This window comes from Nocardia ignorata NBRC 108230 (assembly GCF_001612905.1).
Classification (GTDB): Bacteria; Actinomycetota; Actinomycetes; order Mycobacteriales; family Mycobacteriaceae; genus Nocardia; species Nocardia ignorata.
Map to the genome: position 1 here is coordinate 117,522 of NZ_BDBI01000011.1, position 22,287 is coordinate 139,808.

The 22,287-nt window shown below is 69.3% G+C and carries 19 protein-coding genes; 11 read left to right on the plus strand and 8 right to left on the minus strand.

The window, feature by feature from the left end; all coding sequences use genetic code 11:
* Nucleotides 1-7: 7 nt before the first annotated feature.
* Entirely contained in the window at nucleotides 8-913 is a 906-nt protein-coding gene (locus tag NI2_RS09895; RefSeq protein WP_133734103.1) for an ABC transporter ATP-binding protein, read from the plus strand.
* Nucleotides 910-2,541 (plus strand): ABC transporter permease, encoded by a 1,632-nt coding sequence (locus NI2_RS09900; RefSeq protein WP_067488694.1) that lies wholly within the window; start codon nucleotides 910-912, stop codon nucleotides 2,539-2,541. The genes NI2_RS09895 and NI2_RS09900 overlap by 4 nt, the downstream gene beginning before the upstream one ends.
* A 35-nt stretch (nucleotides 2,542-2,576) precedes the next feature.
* Here NI2_RS09900 and NI2_RS09905 read toward each other — a convergent pair whose 3' ends face one another.
* Entirely contained in the window at nucleotides 2,577-4,073 is a 1,497-nt protein-coding gene (locus NI2_RS09905) for a sugar transferase (RefSeq protein WP_067488695.1), read from the minus strand.
* Nucleotides 4,074-4,559: 486 nt separating this feature from the next.
* Between NI2_RS09905 and NI2_RS09910 the strand changes: the two genes are divergently transcribed.
* From NI2_RS09910 to NI2_RS09925, 4 genes are read left to right on the plus strand one after another with little or no spacing between them, the layout of a single operon-like run.
* A complete protein-coding gene (locus tag NI2_RS09910; RefSeq protein ID WP_067489119.1) occupies nucleotides 4,560-5,801 on the plus strand; it encodes a class I SAM-dependent methyltransferase in 1,242 nt (413 codons plus the stop codon).
* On the plus strand, nucleotides 5,798-6,574 hold the full coding sequence (locus tag NI2_RS09915; RefSeq protein WP_067488697.1) for a glycosyltransferase family protein: 777 nt from the start codon (nucleotides 5,798-5,800) through the stop codon (nucleotides 6,572-6,574). Before NI2_RS09910 ends, NI2_RS09915 begins: the two co-directional genes overlap by 4 nt.
* Nucleotides 6,571-7,221: a PIG-L deacetylase family protein gene (locus tag NI2_RS09920; RefSeq protein WP_067489121.1), complete on the plus strand. Its 651-nt coding sequence runs from the start codon at nucleotides 6,571-6,573 to the stop codon at nucleotides 7,219-7,221. The genes NI2_RS09915 and NI2_RS09920 overlap by 4 nt, the downstream gene beginning before the upstream one ends.
* A 2-nt stretch (nucleotides 7,222-7,223) precedes the next feature.
* On the plus strand, nucleotides 7,224-8,258 hold the full coding sequence (locus tag NI2_RS09925; RefSeq protein ID WP_067488698.1) for an NAD-dependent epimerase/dehydratase family protein: 1,035 nt from the start codon (nucleotides 7,224-7,226) through the stop codon (nucleotides 8,256-8,258).
* Here NI2_RS09925 and rfbC read toward each other — a convergent pair.
* The gene (gene rfbC, locus NI2_RS09930; protein ID WP_067488699.1) at nucleotides 8,236-8,799 is read right to left on the minus strand and encodes a dTDP-4-dehydrorhamnose 3,5-epimerase; all 564 of its coding nucleotides are present in this window, start codon (nucleotides 8,797-8,799) and stop codon (nucleotides 8,236-8,238) included. The genes NI2_RS09925 and rfbC overlap by 23 nt on opposite strands.
* Before the next feature lie 14 nt (nucleotides 8,800-8,813).
* On the opposite strand from rfbC, the gene NI2_RS09935 reads away from it, so the two are divergent.
* Nucleotides 8,814-9,896 (plus strand): class I SAM-dependent methyltransferase, encoded by a 1,083-nt coding sequence (locus tag NI2_RS09935; protein WP_067488700.1) that lies wholly within the window; start codon nucleotides 8,814-8,816, stop codon nucleotides 9,894-9,896.
* 149 nt (nucleotides 9,897-10,045) lie between these two features.
* Here the strand turns inward: NI2_RS09935 and NI2_RS09940 are convergent, their stop codons facing one another.
* The 6 genes from NI2_RS09940 to NI2_RS09965 are packed head-to-tail and all read right to left on the minus strand — an operon-like array spanning nucleotide 10,046 to nucleotide 17,002.
* The gene (locus tag NI2_RS09940; RefSeq protein WP_067488702.1) at nucleotides 10,046-11,191 is read right to left on the minus strand and encodes a glycosyltransferase family 4 protein; all 1,146 of its coding nucleotides are present in this window, start codon (nucleotides 11,189-11,191) and stop codon (nucleotides 10,046-10,048) included.
* The gene (locus tag NI2_RS09945) at nucleotides 11,178-12,200 is read right to left on the minus strand and encodes a glycoside hydrolase 5 family protein (protein WP_166655787.1); all 1,023 of its coding nucleotides are present in this window, start codon (nucleotides 12,198-12,200) and stop codon (nucleotides 11,178-11,180) included. The genes NI2_RS09940 and NI2_RS09945 overlap by 14 nt, the downstream gene beginning before the upstream one ends.
* The gene (locus NI2_RS09950) at nucleotides 12,154-13,746 is read right to left on the minus strand and encodes an oligosaccharide flippase family protein (RefSeq protein WP_067488706.1); all 1,593 of its coding nucleotides are present in this window, start codon (nucleotides 13,744-13,746) and stop codon (nucleotides 12,154-12,156) included. Before NI2_RS09950 ends, NI2_RS09945 begins: the two co-directional genes overlap by 47 nt.
* A complete protein-coding gene (locus NI2_RS09955) occupies nucleotides 13,743-14,801 on the minus strand; it encodes a glycosyltransferase family 4 protein (RefSeq protein ID WP_067488708.1) in 1,059 nt (352 codons plus the stop codon). The genes NI2_RS09950 and NI2_RS09955 overlap by 4 nt, the downstream gene beginning before the upstream one ends.
* Entirely contained in the window at nucleotides 14,798-16,168 is a 1,371-nt protein-coding gene (locus NI2_RS09960) for an O-antigen ligase family protein (protein ID WP_067488710.1), read from the minus strand. The genes NI2_RS09955 and NI2_RS09960 overlap by 4 nt, the downstream gene beginning before the upstream one ends.
* 6 nt (nucleotides 16,169-16,174) lie before the next feature.
* On the minus strand, nucleotides 16,175-17,002 hold the full coding sequence (locus NI2_RS09965; RefSeq protein WP_243749954.1) for a glycosyltransferase family 2 protein: 828 nt from the start codon (nucleotides 17,000-17,002) through the stop codon (nucleotides 16,175-16,177).
* A 228-nt stretch (nucleotides 17,003-17,230) separates the two neighbouring features.
* Between NI2_RS09965 and NI2_RS09970 the strand changes: the two genes are divergently transcribed.
* The 4 genes from NI2_RS09970 to NI2_RS09985 are packed head-to-tail and all read left to right on the plus strand — an operon-like array spanning nucleotide 17,231 to nucleotide 22,067.
* Nucleotides 17,231-18,244 (plus strand): hypothetical protein, encoded by a 1,014-nt coding sequence (locus NI2_RS09970; RefSeq protein ID WP_067488715.1) that lies wholly within the window; start codon nucleotides 17,231-17,233, stop codon nucleotides 18,242-18,244.
* A gap of 6 nt (nucleotides 18,245-18,250) precedes the next feature.
* Nucleotides 18,251-19,633, plus strand: coding sequence for a GNAT family N-acetyltransferase (locus NI2_RS09975; protein ID WP_067488717.1), 1,383 nt, complete (start codon nucleotides 18,251-18,253; stop codon nucleotides 19,631-19,633).
* Nucleotides 19,633-20,964 carry a glutamate-1-semialdehyde 2,1-aminomutase gene (locus NI2_RS09980; protein ID WP_067488719.1) on the plus strand — a complete coding sequence of 444 codons (1,332 nt, stop codon included), beginning with the start codon at nucleotides 19,633-19,635 and terminating at the stop codon, nucleotides 20,962-20,964. The genes NI2_RS09975 and NI2_RS09980 overlap by 1 nt, the downstream gene beginning before the upstream one ends.
* A complete protein-coding gene (locus tag NI2_RS09985) occupies nucleotides 20,961-22,067 on the plus strand; it encodes a glycosyltransferase (protein ID WP_067488721.1) in 1,107 nt (368 codons plus the stop codon). Before NI2_RS09980 ends, NI2_RS09985 begins: the two co-directional genes overlap by 4 nt.
* Nucleotides 22,068-22,287: the final 220 nt, after the last annotated feature.

Below are 22,287 nucleotides of genomic sequence, written 5' to 3' on the forward strand. Positions count from 1 at the left end.
GTCCCCCATCCAGCAGGTCGTCGAAACCCGCGACCTGCGCAAAACTTTCGGTCGCTTCACCGCTCTCGACGGGCTCGACCTACAGGTCGGGCCCGGTGAGATCCACGGGTTCCTCGGACCCAACGGTGCGGGCAAGTCCACCACCATCCGCATTCTGCTCGGCGTGCTCCGGGCGACCGGCGGTTCGGCGCAGTTGTTCGGCCGTGACCCGTGGGCCGACGCGGTGTCGCTGCACGAGCGGATCGCTTATGTGCCAGGCGATGTCACGCTGTGGCCGTCGCTGTCGGGCGGGGAAACCATCGACCTGCTCGCCCGCATGCGCGGTGGCCTCGACCAGGCGCGCCGCGCCGAACTGATCGAGCGCTTCGAACTCGACCCGACCAAGAAGGCACGCACCTATTCCAAGGGCAACCGGCAGAAGGTGGCGCTGGTGTCGGCCTTCTCCGCCGAGGCCGACCTGCTGATCCTCGACGAACCGACCTCGGGCCTGGATCCATTGATGGAGCAGGTCTTTCAGGAATGCGTGCGGGACGCCGCCGCGCGCGGCGCGACGGTGCTGCTGTCGAGCCACATCCTCTCGGAGGTGGAGCACCTGTGCGACCGGGTGACCATCATCCGCGCGGGCCGAACCGTCGAATCCGGTTCGCTGCGCGAACTGCGTCACCTGAGCCGCACCGCGATCACGGCCGAATTGATCGGCGACCCAGGCGATCTGAGCACGCTACCCGGTGTCGACGACGTGGAGCGTGACGGTTCGACTCTGCGCTGCCAGGTCGACGCCGACAATCTGGGCGCGCTCATCCGGGTACTCGGTGACGCGGGCGTCCGGAGCCTGACCAGCACTCCCCCGACGCTGGAAGACCTGTTCCTGCGCCACTACCACGTCGATCAGCCCGAGAAGGTGCGCGCATGAGCACGCTCACCGCCACCGGTCGCTTCACCGGAACATCGCGTGCCGCAGACGAGTTCACCGGCACCGGGCAGATGCTGCGGCTCGCCCTGCGCCGTGACCGGGTGGTCGCCCCGCTGTGGGCATTGCTGATCGGGCTGATGCCGGCGATCCAAGTGGTCTCGATCAAAGATCTCTACTCCACCCAGGAACAGCTCGACAGTTTCGCCACGACGACAGCCGCCAGCCCGGCTCTGGTCGCCATGTACGGCCCGGTGTTCAGTTCGGCCCTCGGGTCTATCGGCACCTGGAAGGCCGGGGCCATGTACGCGCTCATCGCGATCGCGGCCGTACTCACCGTGATCCGGCATACCCGGGTCGAGGAGGAGACCGGGCGCGCGGAACTGGTCGGTGCGACGAGCATCGGGCGGTTCGCCGGCCTCACCGGTGCGCTCCTGCTCACCTACGGCGCCTCGGCGATCGCCGGAATCGCTTGTGCGGCTTCGCTGCTCGCGACAGATCTGCCCGTCGCGGGGTCGCTCGCGTTCGGTGCGGCGCTGGCTGCGTCCGGCGTCGTCTGGGGCGCGATCGCCGCGGTCGCCGCGCAATTGAGCACGGGCGCCAGGATCGCGCGCGGAATCGCCCTGGGGTCCCTCGGTGCGGCGTTCGCGATTCGCGCGGTGGGCGACGCGGGAAACGGTGTGCTGTCCTGGTTCTCACCGGTGGGCTGGTGCCTGCAGATCCGGCCCTTCGCTCACGAACGGTGGTGGGTGCTCGTGCCGCTGCTCGTCCTCGGTGCCGGTGCGACACTGCTGGCCTACCAACTGCTGCGCACCCGCGACCTCGGCGCGGGCCTGCTGGCCGACCGGCCGGGCCCGGCTACGGCGGGCACCTCGCTGTCGGGACCGTTCGGGCTGGCCTGGCGGCTGCAGCGTGGGTCGCTGCTCGCCTGGACGACCGGTTTCGCTCTCTACGGTCTGCTCATCGGTGGCGCGGTGACGGGCATCGGCGACATGCTCGACGGCAGCGAATCGCTGCGCGATGTCATCACCTCGCTCGGCGGTTCGGACGATCTGGAGAAGTCGTTCATCGCCTACGCCATCGCGATGCTCGCGGCCGCCGCGTCGGCCTACTCGGTGTCGGCCGTGCTGCGACTGCACGAGGAGGAGAACACCGGTCGCACCGAAAGCGTGCTGGCGGCCGCTGTCGGCCGGATCCGGTACGCGGGCAGCCATCTGCTGTTCGCCCTCGGTGGCCCGGCGGTGGGCCTGCTGACCGCCGGGCTGGCGATCGGTGTGGTCTGGGGTGCGACCGGTGGCGACCCGGGAAACAAGATCGGCCAGGCGCTCGCCGCGGCGGCCGTGCAACTGCCTGCCGTGTGGGTGGTCACCGCCGTCGCGGTGCTGCTCGTCGGCGCCCTGCCCCGGTTCGCGCCGCTGAGCTGGGGTGTGTTGAGCGCGATGGTCGTGGGGTTCCTGCTCGGCTCACTGGGCAGCTTCCCGCAGTGGGTGCTCGATCTCGTGCCGTTCGTGCATCCGCCGAAGCTGCCGGGCGCGGAGTTCACCGCCACCCCGATCGTCTGGTTGCTGGCGGTCGCGGGAACCGGCATCGCGGTGGGGTTGTTCGCCTACCGTCGCCGCGATCTGCGCTGAAAGGGAATGGGCCGGTGCGTCTTCGGCGCACCGGCTCAGTACGCGCCCTCGCCCCGGGTGACCACCCCGATGGTTCGGGCGATGAGGGCGACGTCCAGCACCATCGACCAGTTCTCCACGTACGACAGGTCCAGGCGCACCGAATCCTCCGGTGACAGGTCCGAGCGTCCACTCACCTGCCACAGCCCGGTGAGCCCTGGCTTCACCAGCAGCCGCCTGCGCATCTCGCCGTCGTAGGTGTCGACCTCACGCTGCACCTGTGGCCTCGGCCCGACCACGCTCATCTCACCGCGCAGCACATTGAAGAACTGGGGCAGTTCGTCGAGACTGTATTTGCGCAGGAAGCGGCCGACCGGCGTCACCCGGGGATCGTCTTTGACCTTGAAGAACACCGGGTTTCCGCCGTGCTCGGCGATGAGCTCGTCGACGGTGGTGTCGGCGTCGGGGCGCATACTGCGGAACTTGATCATCCGGAACGGCACGCCGTCGCGGCCGATCCGCTCCGACAGGTAGAAGACCGGGCCGGGGCTGCTCAGCTTCACCGCCAGCGCGATGGCGAGCAGCACCGGTGCGCTGAGCAGCACCACCATGGCCGCGAAACAGAAGTCGAACAGCGCCTTACGAGTGGACTTGGCCCGCCCGTAGCGCGGGCGGTCGATGTGCAGCATCGGCATCCCGGCCACCAGCCGGTGATTGAGGCGCACACCGGCGATGTCCACGACACCCGGTGCCACGATCAAGTCGACGCCGAGCGGGTCGAGTTCCCATGCCATGCGCCGCAATTCGGCCGGGCCGAGATGGTCGGTCGCCGCGACAGCCACCGAGCCCGCCCCACTGCGGCGCACGGCGTCGAGTACGGAGCGGTCGTCACCGAGAACCGAGGCGCCGCCGAGGGTTTCGACCCGCTCCCCCGACCCGGTCGGCACGCACACCCCGACCACCCGGTACCCGGAGGCCGGGTCGTCGGTGAACGCCGTAGCCATGGCGTGGGCGGCTTCGGGCGAGCCGACGACGAGCACCGCGGTGTGGCAGCGACCTTCGGCCCGCAGGCTGCGCAGTTGCCTGCGCCAGGCCAGTCGCCCGGCGATCAGGCCGAACAGCCCGGCGGGCAGGGCGATGGCCAGGTAGCCACGGGCGAATTCGATGCGGAACAGCAGCGCGAGGATGGCGAGGACACCGAACAGGCGCAGGCTCGCCGAAACCAGCCTGCGGAATTCCTCGCTGCCGGTGCCGATCACCTGGGGTGCGCGGGTGCCGTACCCGTGCAAGAGCGCGAGCCAGCCGAGCGCGAGGGCGAGCGACACCGCGGAGTAGCCGATGTCGTACGGCAACGGCCAGGCCAGCGTCGAGTCGACGGGTCCGTCGAACCGCAGCACCTGCGCGGTACCGACGGCACCGACGACAGCGACGGCATCGGTGACGACCAGGCGCCGCACGAATGCGGTCTGCCAGCTTTCCCGTCGCAAGTCGTGCACCGCGTGCACGCCGGTGACGGCATCCATCTCGCCACTACTGGTGAGCTCGTAGCTCATGAACCGACACACCTCCCCTATCGGGAGTCGAACCCTTCCGATCGCCGGCGACCAGAACGCGACCACTGCGATGGCCGCTACGCCCCTCGATTCGAAACCCGTGGGACGATCGTTACACATCGCCGAAATTCCTCCACATCGAAGCGCAAGCGCCACAACGCGATCCAGAGATTAGCCCAGCAGCACGGAGAGCGGTGGACGAGATAACGGAAAGTCCATGGCACTTCGATATGAAGGCAGGAAAAACGATTTCCGGAGTGGGCGATGTCACATCTGCGGGAAGAATGGTCGCCTTCGCCGGAAATTAGCCGATCGCGGTTTCACCTGGCCTGACCCCCGATATGAGCACCGCGGTGTTTCCCAGGTCGCAACATTTTCCGGCGGCTATGGCCTGCGCCGCGCTGTAACGTCTCGTCCCGCAGGACCGAAGTCCGGCATGTCCGGCATCGGCCGCGACAATTCTCGCGTCTGATGAAGGTGGACCCGTTGCAATGTCGGCTGTGTGATTCCGGGCAGCTCACGAGCGTGCTCGACCTGGGCGCCACCCCGGCGTGTGAGAGCTTCCTCGACAGCGAACGGCTCGAGTCACCCGAAATGACCTATCCGCTGCATCTGCGGCTGTGTGAGCAATGCCTGCTGTTGCAGATCCCGGCGCTGATCACCCCCGAGGACACGTTCACCGAGTACGCCTACTTCTCGTCGTTCTCCGACAGCTGGGTGCGTCACGCCGAAGACTTCGTCGACACCGCGGTGCGGCGTCTCGGACTCGGTGCCGAATCGTTCGTGGTCGAGGTGGCGAGCAACGACGGATATCTGCTGCGGCACGCAGTGGCACGCGGTATCCCGTGTCTGGGCATCGAGCCTTCGATCAACGTCGGTGCCGCCGCCCGCGCGGTCGGTGTGCCGACGGAAACCACGTTCCTGCACGAGGATTCGGCCGCGCGGGTGCGGGCCGAGCACGGACCGGCCGATCTGGTCGTCGCCAACAACGTCTACGCCCACATCCCCGATCTGCGCGGTTTCACCCGGGCGCTGCGCACCCTGCTCAGCGACGACGGCTGGCTCAGCATCGAAGTGCACCACGCCCTGAACCTGGTGCGCCACGGCCAGTTCGACACCATCTATCACGAACATTTCCAGTACTACACCCTGCATTCGGCGCAGCGCGCGCTCGCGGTGGGCGGGCTGACGGTCGTGGACGTGGAGTTGCTCGACACCCACGGCGGTTCGCTGCGGCTGTGGGCGCGCCCGGACGCCGTCGCCGAGCCGGGTCCGCGGGTCGCCGAGGTGCTCGACCTCGAACGTGAAGCCGGGCTGCACACTCCCGCCGGATATCTGGACCTGGCGCCGCGCGCGGAGGCGGTGCGCCAGGAGTTGCTGCGCTTCCTGCTCGACTGCCGTGCGCAGGGCAAGCGGGTCGTCGGCTACGGTGCTCCCGGCAAGGGCAACACCCTGCTCAACTACTGCGGCATCCGACCCGATCTGCTCGAGTACACCGTCGACCGCAACCCCTACAAACACGGGCGCTACACCCCTGGCACCCGCATCCCGATCCATCCGCCGGAGCGCATCGACGCGGACCGGCCCGACGTTGTGCTCGTGCTGCCCTGGAACCTCGAAACCGAGATCAGCGCACAGCTGAGCCACGTGGGCGAATGGGGCGGCGAACTGGTCTACCCGCTGCCGGTGCTGCACCGCGGCGAGCTGGAAACGAAAGTGAATCGATGAAGGTCGTGTTGTTCTGCGGCGGGTACGGCATGCGCATGCGCGGCGGGTCCGACGACATCGTGCCCAAGCCGATGCAGCTGGTCGGTCCCCGACCGCTGCTGTGGCACGTGATGCGGTACTACGCGCACTTCGGGCACAAGGAATTCGTGCTGTGCCTCGGCTACGGCGCCGAGCACATCAAGAACTTCTTCCTCACCTACCAGGAGACGGCGTCCAACGACTTCGTCATCCGCGACGGTCAGGTCGAACTGCTCGGCGCCGATATCAGCGACTGGTCGATCACCTTTGTCGACACCGGGGTGGAGTCGGCGATCGGTGAGCGGTTACGCCGGGTGCGCGAGCATCTCGACGGTGACGAGTTCTTCCTGGCCAACTACGCCGACGTGCTCACCGACGCACCGCTCGACACCATGATCGAGCGTTTCCACGCCTCGGGGGCGGCGGCGTCGATGATGGTCGTTCCCCCGCAGTCGTCGTTCCACTGTGTGGACATCACCGACAGCGGCGAGGTGAAGGACATCATGCCGGTGGCGCGGATGCCGCTGTGGGAGAACGGTGGGTTCTTCGTGCTCAGCCAGGAGATCTTCGATCTGCTGCCGCCCGGGGGTGACCTGGTGGCCGACGCGTGCGGCACGCTGGCCGGGCAGGGTCGCCTCTTCGGATATCGGCACCTGGGCTTCTGGAAGCCCGCCGACACGTTCAAGGAGCGCGCTGAACTCGACGACGCCTACCGCAACGGTTCGCGGCCGTGGATGGTGTGGGAGTCGGCGTGATCGGTTTGTTCACCCGTCCGCCGAAGCGGATCGCGGTGCTCGGCGCGCACTGTGACGACATCGCCATCGGCATGGGTGCCACCCTGCTCGCGCTCACCGCCGCAGACCCGGAGGTCGAGGTGCGGGCACTGGTTCTCTCCGGCGGCGGCACCGCACGCGAGGACGAGGAACGCGCGGCACTCACCGCCTTCTGCTCCGGGACCAAACCCAAGCTCGAGGTGCTCGACGTGCCGGACGGGCGGGCGCCCGCGCACTGGGATCGGATCAAGGACGCGCTCGGCGCGTTCGGCCGCGGCGGTGAACCGGAGGTGGTGTTCGCGCCGCATCGCGGAGACGCCCACCAGGATCACCGGTTGCTCGCCGAGTTGGTGCCCACCGAGTTCCGTGACCACCTGATCCTCGGCTACGAGATCCTCAAGTGGGAGACCGATACTCCGGCCCCGACGCTGTACCACCCGATGGATGCCGAACTGCTGCACCGCAAGTCGCGGTTGCTGCACGAGCACTATCCGTCGCAGGCGGGCCGGGACTGGTTCGACGAACAGGCCTTCCTCGGATTGGCCCGGATGCGTGGCGTGCAGTGTCACGCGCCGTATGCCGAGGCTTTCGTGCTCGACAAAGCGATCATCAGATGGGAACAGGCGTGAACATGCGGGTACTTGTCACCGGGCATCAGGGATACCTCGGCACCGTGATGGTTCCGCTGCTGCAGGCGGCGGGCCACGAGGTCACGGGTCTGGACATCGGGTACTTCGCCGAGTGTGTGCTCGGCGAATTCGCCGGTGACCCGGCGGGTCTCGCCGTGGATCTGCGGGAGGTGACGGTCGAGCAGTTGCGCGGGTTCGACGCGGTGATCCACCTGGCGGCGCTGTCCAACGACCCGCTCGGCGCGCTGGCGCCCGAGATCACCTACGACATCAACCATTACGCCTCGGTCCGGTTGGCACGGCTGGCCAAGGAAGCAGGGGTGCGCCGGTTCCTGTACGCCTCCACGTGTTCGGTGTACGGCGCGGCGGGCGAGGAACTGGTCACCGAACAGGCGCCGCTGCGCCCGATCACGCCCTACGCCGAGAGCAAGGTGCGGGTCGAAGACGATGTGGCGGCGCTGGCCGACAGTGACTTCGTCCCGGTATTCCTGCGCAACGCAACGGCTTTCGGGTTCTCGCCGCGGCTGCGTGCCGATATCGTGCTCAACAACCTGGTCGGGTACGCGGTGCTCACCGGTGAGGTGAAGGTGCTCTCCGACGGCACACCGTGGCGCCCACTGGTGCACGCCGCGGATATCGCGACCGCGTTCGCGATGTGCCTGACCGCGCCGGCGGCCGACGTCTCGTGCCGCGCGTTCAATATCGGCACCGAGGTCAACAACCTCACCGTCGCCGAGATCGCGGGGGCCGTGGTGGACGCGGTGCCGGGTTCGCGGTTGGTGATCACCGGTGAGAGCGGTGCCGATCCGCGCTCGTACCGGGTCGACTTCTCGGCCGCGCGCGAGGTTCTCGGTTTCGAGGCGAAGTGGACGGTGCCCGCGGGTGCCGAGGAGCTGTTCATCGAATACACGACGCGGGGGCTCACGTCCGAGGCGTTCTTCCAGCGTTTCACCCGGCTGCCGCACCTGCGTGGGCTGTGCGAGGCGGGTGTGCTCGACGACCGGTTGCGCCGGATCAGTGCGCGGGCCTCAGCGTAGCGCGCAGCCGCGCCCAGCTGCCCGCGCGCGCGTCGCGGTCGGAGACCACGGTCACCGGCAGCGGCCAGTCGATGTCGAGGTCGGGGTCGTCGTAGGCGACCCCGAGGTCTTCGGCGGGGTCGTGTGGGCGATCGATGCGGTAGCACACGTCGGCGATATCGGTGAGCGCCTGGAAGCCGTGCAGGAAGCCCGGCGGCACGTACAGGTGGTGGAACAGCTCGTCGTCGAGGCGGAAGGCTTGCCGCGCACCGAATGTGGGCGAGCCGGGGCGGATGTCGACGAGCACGTCGTGCACCGCGCCGTGCGCGCAACGCACCAGTTTGGCCTCGCCACGACCGCCGCGCCCGTGCATACCCCTGATCACCCCGCGCTTCGACCGCGACTGCGAGTCCTGGACGAATCTCGCTGCGGCACCGTCGATTCCGAGGTGGGCGTCGAATTCTTCGGCGTCGAAGGTGCGGGTGAACAGGCCGCGGTCGTCGCGGAACGGCTCGGGGACGAGCACAACCACATCGGCCAGTTCGGTCTTTTCGATACGCACGAGGACATCCTGCCATGACCCGCCGCTGCCGAGGTTGCGGTGACACCGCGCTGCGCACCCTGCTCGACCTGGGCACGGTGCCCGCCGCCGACCACTTCCCACCTCGCGATTCCCCGATGCGGCCGACCGAGTCCGGGCATCCGCTGCGGATGGACCGGTGCGCGGCGTGCGGGCTGGCCCAGCTCGCCGACGACGACACCGTCACCGCCGAACCGCGTGGGATCGAACCGCAGGCGCTGCGCGATCAGGCGGCCGACGCGATCGACCGGGTGCGTGCGGCCGGTCTGCTCGCCGGCGCGACCGTGACCGAGTTCGGCAGTCCGCACGGCGGTACCTGGTTGCCGCTGCCCGGTTTCACCGAGACCACCGGGCCCGCCGATGTGGTCCTCGACTGTTTCGGCATCATGCACGAACCCGACCAGCGCGCCGCCTTCGCCGCCCGCGCCGCCGCGACCGCACCCGGGGGCGTGCTGCTCGTGCAGTTCCATTCGCTGGCCGCGATCGTGGCGCAGGGGCAGTGGAATGCGTTGCGGCACGGCCACTTCGCCTACTACTCTCTCGCCTCCCTGCGTACCCTTCTCGCCGCGGCGGGGATGAGCGTCGTGACGGCATGGGAGTTCGACCTCTACGGCGGCACGGTGCTGGTCGCCGCGCGTCACGGTTCGCATCCCGCCGACCGGGCGGTCGAGCAGTTGCTGGCAGCCGAGGAGGAGGCGCTGGCGGCGGCCGGCGGACTGCAGCAGGTGGTGGATCGCCACGTCGGCGCTCTCCACGATTGGCTGGAAGACCGTGCCGCCCACGGTCTTCGGACCTTCGCCTACGGCGCCGCCTCCCGGGCTGTCGCTCTCCTGGCTATGGCGGGCGCGCACCGGGAACTCCTCGCCGGTGTGGCCGACGCCTCGCCCGGCAAACAGGGCCGACGCATGCCAGGAACCGACGTCCCCATCATCTCCCCCACCGACCTGGTGGCGGCCGAACCCGACGCTGTCCTGCTCACGCTCCCCGATCTCCTCCGCGAAGTCCGAACTTCCCTCCCGCAACTCGACGGCCGCTGGTTCGTCGACGATCCCGTCCGCCCGCGAAAGGTCGACCGGTAGCCGATTCCCGGCAACTCGTCGTCCCCTGTACGCACGACCCGCCGGAAACCCACGCCGAGCGCGCACGGCTGAGGGGGCCCACCCGTCGAAGGACGGCCGGTACGCCAGGACCCACCGACGTCCGACCTGCGGGACGACTCACCGGGGGGTCACGGTGAGGCTGGTGCTGCCGACGTCGAGTTCGCGGCCGGTGTCGACATCGCTCGGTCCCCGTCGCCGACCACCGTGTCGAACATGTGCGGGCGGGTCCGGGTGCGATTGTGCCGGGTGGCGATCTTCGCGAGTCCCGCTTCGCGGAGCCGAGCGCGCAGGGCGTGGTCCTCGGTGATCCGGCTCAGCGCCTCGCACAAGGCGTGTGGGTCGTCGGGGCGGACGCATACCGCGACGTCGGTGCTCACATTGCCGCCGTGGTCGGTCGCGACCACGGGGACGCCCACGCTCATCGCTTCGAGCACAACCAGCGGTCCCGCTTCGGGGAGGACGCTGGCCGAAACGAGGACGTCCCAGCCTCGGATGGTCGGCAGTGGGTCGACGTGGCCGAGGAAGCGCACACGGCCGGCGAGGTCGGGCCGGGCCGCGCGGTCGCGCAGGCACGCCAGGTACGGTTCGTCGCCGGGCAGGGCCGTCCCCGCGATCTCGACGCACACGCCGGGCAGTGCCGCGACGGCTTCCAGCAGCACGTGGTGGCCCTTCCACTCGGTGATCACTCCGAGGATGCCGACCACGGGGTGCGAGCGATCCAGCACGGGTGCGGGCTCGACCGGCCACGGCACCCCGAGCCAGGCCACCTGGGTCTCGATGCCGAGCGCGCGCACCGGGGCCGCCGCCCGTTCGGATACCGCGACGGCCCGTGCCAGCGCCATCCGACCGATCCGCGCAACCGCGAATTGTCTTGTGCTGGCGAGAATGTCGTGTACCAACCAGACCGTGTCACGGCGCCGGGGCACCGACATCGCCACGGCGGGCAGGGCCATCGTCGAGTTCACCACCAGCCGCGCCCGGCCACCGCGCGAGGCCTTTCGCAACGCGGCGGCGGCCAGCACCCAGTGCCACAGCATCACCAGTGCGGCCGCGAACCGCGCACCGCCCTGCTGACCCGACAAGCCGAGTTCCGGGATCGGCACATGTCCCACCGAGCCGGGCAGCCGTTCGCTGAGCGCGCCGACCGGGCACGCCACCCGCACCCGGTAACCGCGCGCCACCGCCAGCTCGATCAGATCGAGCATCACCTTCTCCGCGCCCGAGGCCTGCGCGCTGTGGGCGACGAACAGCAGGTCCCGCTCAGCGCCCGGCACGCAGCACCTCCGCGTGGTTGCGCACCACGGTCACCGCCGGTTTCTCGGAGTAGTCGCGGCGTAGCAGACCGAAGTTGTCCTCGAGGTCGTGCGGGTCGGCGCCCGCGTCGACCAGCGAGTAGACGAACACGGGGCCGATATCGTGGATGGCGGCGACCATGCCGAGTCCCTGATCGATGATCTGGGCCTGCACGTCTTCGCTCACGGCGCGCGCACCGGAACCGGTCGGCGCACCGAACTCGGTGGGCCACAGCTGCATCGTGGTGTCGTGGTTGGCGTCCATGATGCGCCGGATCCGCATGAGGTTGCCGAAGGCGTTGTACCAGCTCTGCGATTCGGGCAGTTCGGGGTACGAGTACGGGTGCACGGCGACGGCGTCGAAGTCGGGGGCGGCGCCGATGGCGTAGAGCGCTTCGACGAAGGTGGCGGGGGCGATGTCGCGGCCGTCGTCGGCGGCAGGCGCCAGCCCGCCGACGATGATCTGCCCGTGCGGCTGACGGGCGCGCACGGCGAGCGCGGCTTGCCGCAGCAGGTGCGCGTAGGTGGCCACATCGGGCTTCGGCGCGAAGAAGGCGGTCACATTGGGTTCGTTCCAGACCTCCCAGTGTGCGATCTGGTCGCGATAGTGATCCACGGCGTCACCGACGAACCGCCCGAACAACACCGGTTGCGGTGCGGTCTTGCTGCCGCCGTCACCGCCGTGCTGTCCGGCCCAGGCGGGCGCGTAGGTCAGGATCGCCAGCACCGAAAGATTGTGGGCGCGCGCGGCCCGCACGGCGCGGTCGGTGGCCGACCAATCCTGTTCGCCGCGAACAGGTTCGATGACCGACCAGTCGATGTCGATCCGCACCCAGGTGGCGCCGGTCTGCGCCACGATGCCCATCTGCCGGTCCAGTTCCGCGGCGTCGAGCTGCAGCCAGGTGTGTCCGCCCGAGATGCCGAGACCGCCGCGCACCACTGGTTCAGTGCTCGCTGTCGGCTCCGGTGCGCACCCGAGGACTGTCGCCATGACGACCACTGCGGTCAGCCCCGCCCGAGCGATTCGCCACAGTGTCATCGGTTTCCGGTCCTCGCAAGCTTCGTATGGTCAATCCCTCGGTCCTTCGCATGATGCTTCCGGCGATGAGAACGTATATCAGGCAGGCCGCAGCGCAGGTGAGAATCCACGGGGGCGCCCAGTGCCGTTGGGCCAGGCTCGCGACGCCCACGACGGCGACGGCGACACCGGTGAGCGCGGCCACCGTCGCGACCGGGAGCAGCCGCCGCAGCCGTACCGTCGCGAGCACCGCGATCCACACCGCGATCAGCAACACCACCTGGGCGATCAACCCGGCGATGGCGGCGCCCTCGTACGACATCCGGTCGATCAACGGCCACGCGACGCCCAGGTTCACCGCGAGCGCCAGCGCGGCGATCCACGGGATCAGGGCGTTGCGTCCGGTCGCCATGAGCGCGACCAGGCCGAGGTTCGCGACCGCACCGAGCAGGCCTGCGGCCACCTGGATCCGGCCCGCGTCGGCCGCCTCGACGAAGTTCTCGCCGAACAGCAACCCGATCACCTGACCTGCGACCGGCCAGAAGGCCACGAGGGCGAGCAGACCCAAGGCGATCAGCGCGACATTCGCCTGCCGGAAATAGCGCCGGAAGCGGGGCGGGTCGTCGGGCCACAGCGCGATCAGCAGGGTCGTCAGCGGCGCGACGACCGAGACGGCGGCGGTGTCGAGCAGGTCGGCGAACTTCATGCCGACGGCGAACAGGCCGACGGCCTCGAAGCTGTCGGCGTGCCCGAGCAACAGCAGCCCGACCTTCTGCAGCATGATGATGAGCGCCAGACCGATGCTCAGCGGCAGCGCCTCGCGCAACATCGGCCCCCACCAGCGCAACTCGATGCGCCGCGCCGGGATGGGCCCGCCGAGGCCGCGCGTCACCGCGACGATCTTCACCGCGACCGCGACGACCTCGTAGGCGATGGCAGGCACCACGACCCACAGCAGCGTCGGCGCCCACAGCACCGCGGCGACCGTGAGTGCCAGTTGGACGCAGCGCGCGAGGGATTCGGCGGCGGCGACCAAGGTCAGGCGCATCGTCGACTGGAACAGGATGGTCAGCGCGTGGCTCGGGGTGGCGATCACCACCACCAGCCCGGCGAGCGCCGTGGCCGCGACAACCGGTGTGGGACACCGCATCACGAGGACATAGCCGATGGCGAGCCCGTAGCCCACCAGGCCGAGAACTGTGCGCAATACGATGAACGAGGCGGCCACCTCGGAGGCCTCGGTGGGATCGCCGTGCACGAGTTTGCCGATGACCGCCCGCCCGACACCCAGATCGGTGACGATCGCCAGCATGCCGAGCAGCCCGAAAACGAAGGAGAAATAGCCCCATTCGACCGTCGGCAACGACCGTGCGATGAGGGTGGTACCGAGCAGGCCGAGCGCGGCGGCGAAGATCCGGGCGGCCAGCATGGCGGCGGTGTTGTTGGCCGCGGCACGGCCCGATTGCGCGCGGCGCCTGCTCTCGGCTTGCTCGTCGATGGCGGCGGTCTGCTCGCTCACGGCAGGAGTCCGGCCGTGCGATAGGCGGCGACGGTGGCCTCGGCGGTGGCCTGCCAGCTCAGTTTCGTCATCGCGACCAGGCCACGGTCGCGCAGTTCCCGATTGGCGGCCTCGTCGTGCAGCAGCGGACGCATCGCCCGGACCCACGCCTCGGGGTTCGTGCCCTCGACCAGGACCGCACCGTCACCGCAGACCTGGGGCAGCGCGCCGACCGCGCTGGCGACGACCGCGCCCCCGCAGGCCATGGCCTCCACCGGCGGCAGACCGAAGCCCTCGTATTCCGAGCAGTAGGCCACCACGGTCGCGGCCGCGTAGAGGGCGGGCAGGTCCGCGAAGTCCACGTAGCCGAGCCCGGTCGCCGAGGCCGGTGCCTGCGGGCCATCGGACCCGGCGCCCGCAAGCACGAGCGGGATGTCGAGATCGCCCGCGACCCGCGCCAGCATCGCGACCTGTTTGCGTGGTTCGACGGTGCCGACCTGCAGCACGAAGCGTGGCGGCAGCGCGTACCGGGCGCGCACCCGGTCCACGGCGGCCTCGTCGGGCACCGTCGCCCAGGCGGCCGGGGCGAGCGGGACGACGACGGCCTCGCGTCGGAAGCGGTCGGCGATGCGCTGGGCGGTGAATTCGGAGACGGCGATGAGCAGGTCGGCGCGGGTCAGCGACATCCGCAGCAGCAGTTGCTCGCCGCGGGCCCGGTAGTGGCTGAACGCCCACGGCACGTCGAACACCGACAGGTCGTGCACGGTGCTGACCGTGGCCCTCGGGCCGGTGAGCGGGATATCGACATCGAGTCCGTGGAACACGTCGGCACCACGCTGCGGGGCAATGCCGTGCCAGGCCCGGCGCGCCCCCGCCGCGACCGGTCGCGTCATCGGGGCGATGCCCTCGGGCAGCACGGGCGCGGCATCGGCCTGGACCAGCGCCGACAGCGCGGTTCCCGGCATCAGCCCGACCATCCTTGCCAGCAGCTCGCGCTGGTAGGTGGCGACGCCCGCACCGTTCGGCCGGAACGCCAGCGCCCCGAAACACACTGCGGTACTGACGGATTCATTCATGACGGCACCTGTTCGGGGACAGAGTTCGGCGCGGCGGACACCGGCTCGGGTCGGCGCTGCGTGACGGCACACCCGACGACCGCGGCGAGCAGCCAGAAATAGAAGTCGGTCGGAAAGATCTCGAAGTAGCTGGACGCCACCGCCGCTACCGCGCTGGCGAGCACCGACGCCGCGACACCGAGTGCCAGGGCCGAATCCGGTCCGCGCAGTGCACGGGCACCACGGAACGCGAGCAGGAAGATCGCGACCAGGATGGCGCAGAACAGCCACACCCCGATCGGCCCGAGCTCGATGAGCAGCTTCACGTAGTAGTTGTCGGGTTGATAGGGACGCCCGTAGATCTGGACCTCACCGGTGGCGTACGGCATCTCCCCCGCCATCGGCCCGAGTTCCTCGACGAGCAACCGCGCCGCCGCCGCACCGGTGGAACCGAGTCCGTCACCGAAGGGATGACTGCCCACGGTGCGCATCACGGTGTTCCAGCCGGTGCTGCGGTCGGCCAGGCTCGACGAGGAGAACAGCGAACTGCTGGCCTGCGACGACACCGCGATCCCGCCGACGACGACCACCGCGACGGACCCGAGGATCACCGGCATCAGCTGACGGCGATACCGCACTACCGCCAGCAGCAACGCCCCGACGAGCAAACCGGCCAGCGCCGCCCGCACCACGCTCGCCGCGGCGCCGAGTACCAGGATCGGGGTGGCCATCAGGAACATCCGATTGCGGGCGCGCCGAGGATCGGCCAGCGCCACCGAACCACCCACCAGCAACACCGTCACCAGGTAGAACGCATAGGGGAACGGTTGATTGAACGTGCTGAAGGACCGGAGCAGACCACCGGCGAAGCGGATCGTCTCGTTGTACTCGTAGCCCATCTTCGCCAGCCCGGCCCCGCCGATCACCTGTTGGGCCAGGCCGAACAACGCGATACCCACCGATTCGACCATCATGATCGTCACCAGCAGATCGCGGTCACGGGGGGTGAACGGCCGCAGGTAGAGGATCAGCGGGATCACGACGAAGTAGAAGAACGTGATCTTGATGGCGAACAGCCCGAGCGTTCCGGCCGTGACGAACGCCGACACCACACCGAACACACAGAGCGCGGCGCCGAAGGGCACCCACGGCAGCGTCGGACGCGGCTCGGTCTGCCGGTGCGGAACGAACAGTGCCACGGCCAGCGTCAGACACAGCAGCGCCTCTTTCCAGCCCGCCACCTGCATCCAGCCCGGAGCGATCTCGAGCAGACCGTTGAACGGGACGAGCGCCGCGACCAGCAACACCCCGCGCTGGGGCCGGAAACGAATCCAGCGCAGGAATGCCCAGCCCACCGGGACGGCGGCCAGGTACAGCAGCGAGCTCATCACGCCTCAGCCCCGCCCGGCCAGCTGCCTGGCCCGCGCGCCGAGGCGGACCAGCGCCTGCCGGACCACGGTGGCATCGCCGGCGAGCACGTCGACCGGACGCACCAGATCTCGGTATTCGCGGCGCGCGTGATGGTTGAAGCGCACCACGTCGGAGAACTTGCTCAGCGTCGAGGTGGTGGAGGAATGGTTGAAGATCGACGCCCGGTTCACCGCGAGCGGGCGGTTGTGGCCGTAGAACCCGCCGTGCGCGCACAGCCGCGCGACCAGGTCGATGTCCATGGCGTAGAAGAAATCGGTACGGAAGCCGCCGGTCGCCTCGAACTCGCGGCGGCGGAACAGGAACGCGGCGGTGGGACACAGGTCGTCGGGCAGTCTGCGCACGAAGGTGCGTAGCGCCGCTCGCGAGGACTTGCACCCGATCAGCCCGGCGAGCCCACGAGCTCTGGCCAGGACGGTGCCGTCGTCGTCGATGATGTCGAATTTCGCACCCGCGACGGCGATTCGTGGGTCGCGCAACGTCTCCACCTGTGCCGACAGACAATCCGGGGTGATGAGGTCGTCGGCGCAGACCAATTTCACCAGCTCGCCACCGGCGAGACTCATCACCCGGTTCCAGTTCTGGGTCATCGGGAGCACGGTGTCGTTGCTGTGGAGCCGGATCCGTTCGTCGTCGATGGATCGGACCAGTTCACCGGTGCCGTCGGTGCTGGCGTTGTCGAGGACAACGATCTCGAAATCCCCGAACTCCTGGGCACGGATCGAATCGATGGTCTCGGTGATGGTGCGCGCCGCGTTGAATGCCGGGACGCAGACCGATACGGGCACCCCCACCACAGCATATCCTCCAAGACATTCAGCGAGCCCGCGTCGCGCGCCGGGTGCCCGTTCGCGTGCACAGTACCCGCCGAGCAATCGACATTCACATCGAGACGACGGGCGACAATGTTTCACGATTACCAGTACGGGTACTCATGACGCTCGCCACAGGGCTCAGAGTTCGCCAGACAGTGGAACCCCAGCTAACATCGCTGCACAAGATCGGCGAAATGTGGGGACAGCGTGAGCGAGACCGACCCGGCGGACACGGGTGCCGATTCCCCGGCCATGTCCGGGGTGAACATTGCCGACCATCTGCGCAAGCTGCTGCGCGCCCTGCCGATCGCCCTGGTCGTCGCCGCGATCGTCGGTGGTGTGGTGTGGGTGGTGCGCGACGGCAGTCCACGCACCTACGAAGCCAGCCTGACCGCGCAGATCTCGCAGCAGTCCATCGGTGCGGTCTTCAACGAACTCACCCAGCCCTACATCGTCCTGGTCACCGAGAGCCGGGTGCTTTCGGATGTGGTGAAGAACGGGCTCGCGCCGTCGGAACAGGATCTGCGGCCACGGGTTTCGGCCATGACCGGTCCCGCGCCCTCGCTGTTGATCATCAAGGCGCAGGCGGGGTCGCCCGAGCAAGCCGAGAAGCTGGTCTTCGCGGTGCAGCAGTCCCTGGACAGTGTCGCCTCGCAGATGCGCACCGAGGCCATCGCCCGTTCGGCGGCCGACCTCGAGACGCATCGGCGCGCGGTGGAGGACACCTTCACCAAACGCCTCGCCGACGACCCGCTGCGCCCCGAACTGAGCTTCGATGCCAGGGATGTGGCCCGCGAGATGGAATTCCGGCAGGTGCTCGGCATGCCGCGCCTCACAGTGGTGGCGAACCCCCGCTCGGAACTCGTCGCCCCGCATCCGGTGCAGGAGGGCCTGTTCGCGGCGCTGGCCACATTGATCATCGTCGCGGAGTCGGTGGTGCTCGCTCGTGGCGCGATCGTCCGGCGTGGTGGTCTTCGTCGCGGCGGGGCGAAGCCGGATCCGGCGAAACAGGCCTCGCCGACCCCGGATCCGAAGAAGCCGGAACCCGTCGATTCACAGCCTGTCACGCCGACACCACCGGCGCGCACCGACACCGCCACCGTGCCGCACGTGACGAGCAGCGCGAGTGTCCACTACGACCCCGAGACGACGGTGCTGCCACGGCAATGGCCGGTGCGGGCGGCACCGGTGCCGAAGTCGCCCGGTCCGCGCGAGAACTGAGGCGCAGTGTCGCCCACGACCGCCGAGGCCCCGACCGCGATGTCGAGCCCGACCTTCGGCCCGATCCGCCACGGCCACAGCCTCGTTCGCCTGCGCCCGCCGCGATTGTCGGACTTCGACCGGTGGCGTGAGATCAGGTTGCGTGACCGGGCCTGGATCGAACCGCACTGGGGCACCTCACCGCTGAGCTGGGAGCAGCGGCACACGCCACGGATCTGGGCGCGCGAGTGCCTCGTGGCTTGGGCCGATATGCGGGCCGGTCGCCGGTTCGTCGGCGTGATCGAGGTCGACGGGCGGTTCTCGGGGCAGATCGAGTACACGATCATCGACGCCGACTCGGCGACGGCGGAGGCCGGCGCCTGGATCGATGCCGGTGCGGCCGGTCGTGGGCTGATCGGCCGGGCCCTGCTGTTGCTGTGCGACTACATGTTCCGCGTGCACGGGGTGGCGCGGGTGCTCGCCCCGGTGTCCATCGACAACGACCCGGCGCTGCGCTGCCTGCGGGGTCTGGGCTTCCGGCACGAGGCGACGATGGTCCGGGCCTACGACGCGGGCGGTGCGCGCAAGGACCACACACTGTGGGCACTGACCCCCGCCGATCTGGCGGCCGCGCAACTGCCGCCGCTCGTTCCGGCCGATCCAGCGGACGTTCCTGTCGTGGAGCCGAGACCTTCCGAGTCGTCCTACCCGCCGAGCACCGCACCGGGCGCAGTCGCGGCGAATACAGGCGTACCGCGCGCGGTGGTCGCACTGGCCGCCTTGCGATGGTCGGTGTGGTCTGTGCGGGAGAAGCTGCGGCGCTACCGTCCCGCCGCCCCGGTTGCGCTGACCGTCCCCGAGGCTCCGAACACGGTGGTGCGCACCCTGACTCGCAAGGACAGGGCGCAGTGGAGTCGGGTGAGACGCACAAGGGTGACGGCGACGAGCTCGTTCCCCCGGTCCCGGCAGGAGGGGCTCGGCACCGAGGAAGGTTCCTCGGCCCGGCAAGACCGGTCGAAGAGCCGCGCCCAGTGGTATCGCACGCTGTGGCACACCCGGTTCGGCCTCCGATCACCGAGTGGACTGCGCCTCGTACTCGACGTGAACGGTACTTACGCAGGCGAGTTCCACCTCTACGATTCACCGCTGCCGTGCCAGGCCACCGGGCTCTACACCTGGGTCGATCCATTCCGGGTCGAACCCGAACTGTGGGCGGCAGCCCTGCGCTCGGTCGTCGAGCACGCTTTCGCGGAGCTGGGTGTGCGGCGGATGGCGGCCGAGATTCCCGTCGGCGACACCGTCACCGCCGCGGTGGTCGCCGCCGCCGGTTTCGCCCACGAGGGGCTGCTGAGGGCTCATCGCGGACCGAGCGGACTGTGTGCCGATCACGATCTCTGGGGGCTCACCTGATGCGCGACTTCACCCGCAGCACCGAAATCCAGGCGCGTCTGCACGACCTCGTACCCGGCGGCGCGCATACCTATGCCCGTGGCACCGACCAGTACCCCGAGTCGATGGCGCCGGTCCTGGTGCGCGGCAAGGGCGCTCGCGTCTGGGATGCCGACGGCAACGAGTTCGTGGAATACGGGATGGGATTGCGGTCGGTCACCCTCGGCCACGGATACGAACCGGTCCTGCGTGCGGCCACCGAGGCCGCCGCCGACGGCATGAGCTTCTCCCGCCCCACCGAACTGGAACTGCTTGCCGCACAGGACTTCCTGGACCTGGTACCGGGCGCCGACATGGTGAAGTTCGCCAAGAACGGCTCCGACGCCACCACGGCGGCCGTTCGGCTCGCCCGCGCGGTCACCGGGCGAACCACCGTCGCGGTCTGCGCACAGCCGTTCTTCTCCGTCGACGACTGGTTCATCGGCACCACCGACATGTCCGCAGGCATCCCCGCCGTCGACACCGTGACATTCCCCTACAACGATCTCGACGCGCTCGCGGCGGTCCTGGCGGGCGACGCGGTGGCGGCGGTCTTCCTCGAGGCGGCGACCGCGCTGGCCGAGCCGCTACCCGGATATCTGGAAGGCGTTCGCGCACTGTGTGATCGGCACGGGACGCTGTTGGTGTTCGACGAGATGATCACCGGCTTCCGGTGGTCGGCAGGCGGCGCCCAAGCGGTCTACGGGGTGACACCCGATCTGTCGTGCTGGGGCAAGGCGATGGGCAACGGATTCCCGCTGTCCGCACTCGCGGGCAAACGCGAGTACATGGAACTCGGCGGCCTGCGCACCGATCGCGACCGGGTGTTCCTGCTCTCCACCACCCACGGCCCCGAAACCGCCTCGCTCGCGGCGTTCCGCGCCGTGGTGCACGCCTACCGCACCGAGGGCCCGATCGCCCGCATGGAAGAGGCGGGCCGAGCCCTCGCCGACGGCGTGAACGCCGTCGCCGCCGAACACGGCATCACCGACCACCTCCAGGTGCGCGGCCGCCCGTCGTGCCTGATATTCCGCACCCTCGACGCCGAAGGCAGCCCGTCGCAGGCCTTTCGGACCCTGTTCCTGCAGGAACTGCTCGAGCACGGCGTGCTCGGACAGTCCTTCGTCACCTCCGCCGCCCACGACGCCGAGGCCGTCGCCGACACGGTCTCCGCGTGCGCCAGGGCCGCCGAGGTATATCGCCGCGCGGTGGAGCGCGGCTCCGTCGACGGGCTGCTGCGTGGCCGCCCGGTCGCGCCCGCGTTGCGCCGCACCGCCGCACCCCGCCGGATCGAAACGAGAACCTCCCCATGACCCGTGTCGCCATCGTCCACGAACGATTCACCGAATTCGGCGGCTCGGAAGCCGTGGTCGGCGAGTTCGTCGAAACCTGGCCCGACGCCGAGGTATTCGCGCCCATCGTGGCGCCCGGCGGGCTGCGCGAGCCGGTGCGCGCGGTGCACGACACCTGGCTCAGCCGCGCCCACACCGTCACCGGCGGCAGGCACGCTCCCCTGCTACCGCTGGTGCCGCGAGCGTTGCGGCGCATGCCGCTTCGCGACTTCGACGTGGTCGTGGTGAGCCACCATGCCTTCGCCACCCAGGCCGCGCTCGCCACCGACGCACCCGTGGTCGCCTATGTGCACAGCCCGGCACGGTGGGCGTGGGATCGGGAATTCCGCGCCCAGGAAGCGGGCGGCCGGCTGGGTCAGCTCGCACTCGGTGCGCTCGGAACACTCGCTCGCCGTGGCGAATTGCGCGCCGCACCCCGCCTCACCCATGTGGTCGCCAACTCGCATGCCGTCGCCGACCGGGTACGAGACTGGTGGGGTTTACCCGCCTCCGTCGTGAATCCGCCGGTGCAGGTCGGCCGCTTCACGCCCGATCCCGGGGTCGCGCGGGAGGACTTCTTCCTGTGCGCGGGCAGGCTCGTGCCCTACAAGCGCGCGGATCTGGCGATCCGCGCGGCTCAGCGCGCGGGCGTGCGGCTGGTCGTGCTCGGCGAAGGCCGTTTCCGGGACCAACTCGAAGAGCTCGCCGGACCGGAGACCACGTTCCTCGGCGCCACCTCCGCCGACGTCCTGCAGGACATGTACCGGCGCTGCCGGGCGCTGCTGATGCCGGGCATCGAGGACTTCGGCATCGTCCCCGTGGAGGCCATGGCCTGTGGAACGCCGGTGCTCGCGGTCGGTGCGGGTGGCTCGCTCGACACGGTGCGACCCGGCGTGACCGGCGAATACGTGCCGCCGGGCCACGACGACGCGGTCGTCGCCGCCCTCGCCGAACGGATGCGCGACTTCGATTCGGGCATCTACGATTCCGCGAAGATCCGCGCCCACGCCGACAGCTTCGCCCCCGACAGATTCCGCGCCAGGATGGCCGACACCGTCGCCGGAGTACTCGCCGCGCACCGTTAGCGAGAAGTTGCCCGAAACTCGGAGTTACGGAAATCAGCTGTCACACATACCCTTTGACCTGCGACGACGGGTGACAATTCCCACACGGTGACAGACACCCCGTCGCTTGCCCCCTTTGTTACCGACGAGTACGGTTAGCCCCACCCGGACGACGACGTTCCCGGGTTCTCGTGATCCCCACATCCACCGCCGCATGCCGGATCACTTTTGCGCACACCGT

What these genes read in the sequence shown, in the direction of transcription:
- NI2_RS09980 (WP_067488719.1), top strand. Translation starts at nt 19,633, where the DNA reads ATGCGCGACTTCACCCGCAGCACCGAAATCCAGGCGCGTCTGCACGAC.
- NI2_RS09905 (WP_067488695.1), bottom strand. Translation starts at nt 4,073, where the DNA reads ATGAGCTACGAGCTCACCAGTAGTGGCGAGATGGATGCCGTCACCGGC.
- NI2_RS09915 (WP_067488697.1), top strand. Translation starts at nt 5,798, where the DNA reads ATGAAGGTCGTGTTGTTCTGCGGCGGGTACGGCATGCGCATGCGCGGC.
- NI2_RS09985 (WP_067488721.1), top strand. Translation starts at nt 20,961, where the DNA reads ATGACCCGTGTCGCCATCGTCCACGAACGATTCACCGAATTCGGCGGC.
- NI2_RS09945 (WP_166655787.1), bottom strand. Translation starts at nt 12,200, where the DNA reads ATGGCGACAGTCCTCGGGTGCGCACCGGAGCCGACAGCGAGCACTGAA.
- NI2_RS09900 (WP_067488694.1), top strand. Translation starts at nt 910, where the DNA reads ATGAGCACGCTCACCGCCACCGGTCGCTTCACCGGAACATCGCGTGCC.
- NI2_RS09960 (WP_067488710.1), bottom strand. Translation starts at nt 16,168, where the DNA reads ATGAGCTCGCTGCTGTACCTGGCCGCCGTCCCGGTGGGCTGGGCATTC.
- NI2_RS09925 (WP_067488698.1), top strand. Translation starts at nt 7,224, where the DNA reads ATGCGGGTACTTGTCACCGGGCATCAGGGATACCTCGGCACCGTGATG.
- NI2_RS09955 (WP_067488708.1), bottom strand. Translation starts at nt 14,801, where the DNA reads ATGAATGAATCCGTCAGTACCGCAGTGTGTTTCGGGGCGCTGGCGTTC.
- NI2_RS09935 (WP_067488700.1), top strand. Translation starts at nt 8,814, where the DNA reads ATGACCCGCCGCTGCCGAGGTTGCGGTGACACCGCGCTGCGCACCCTG.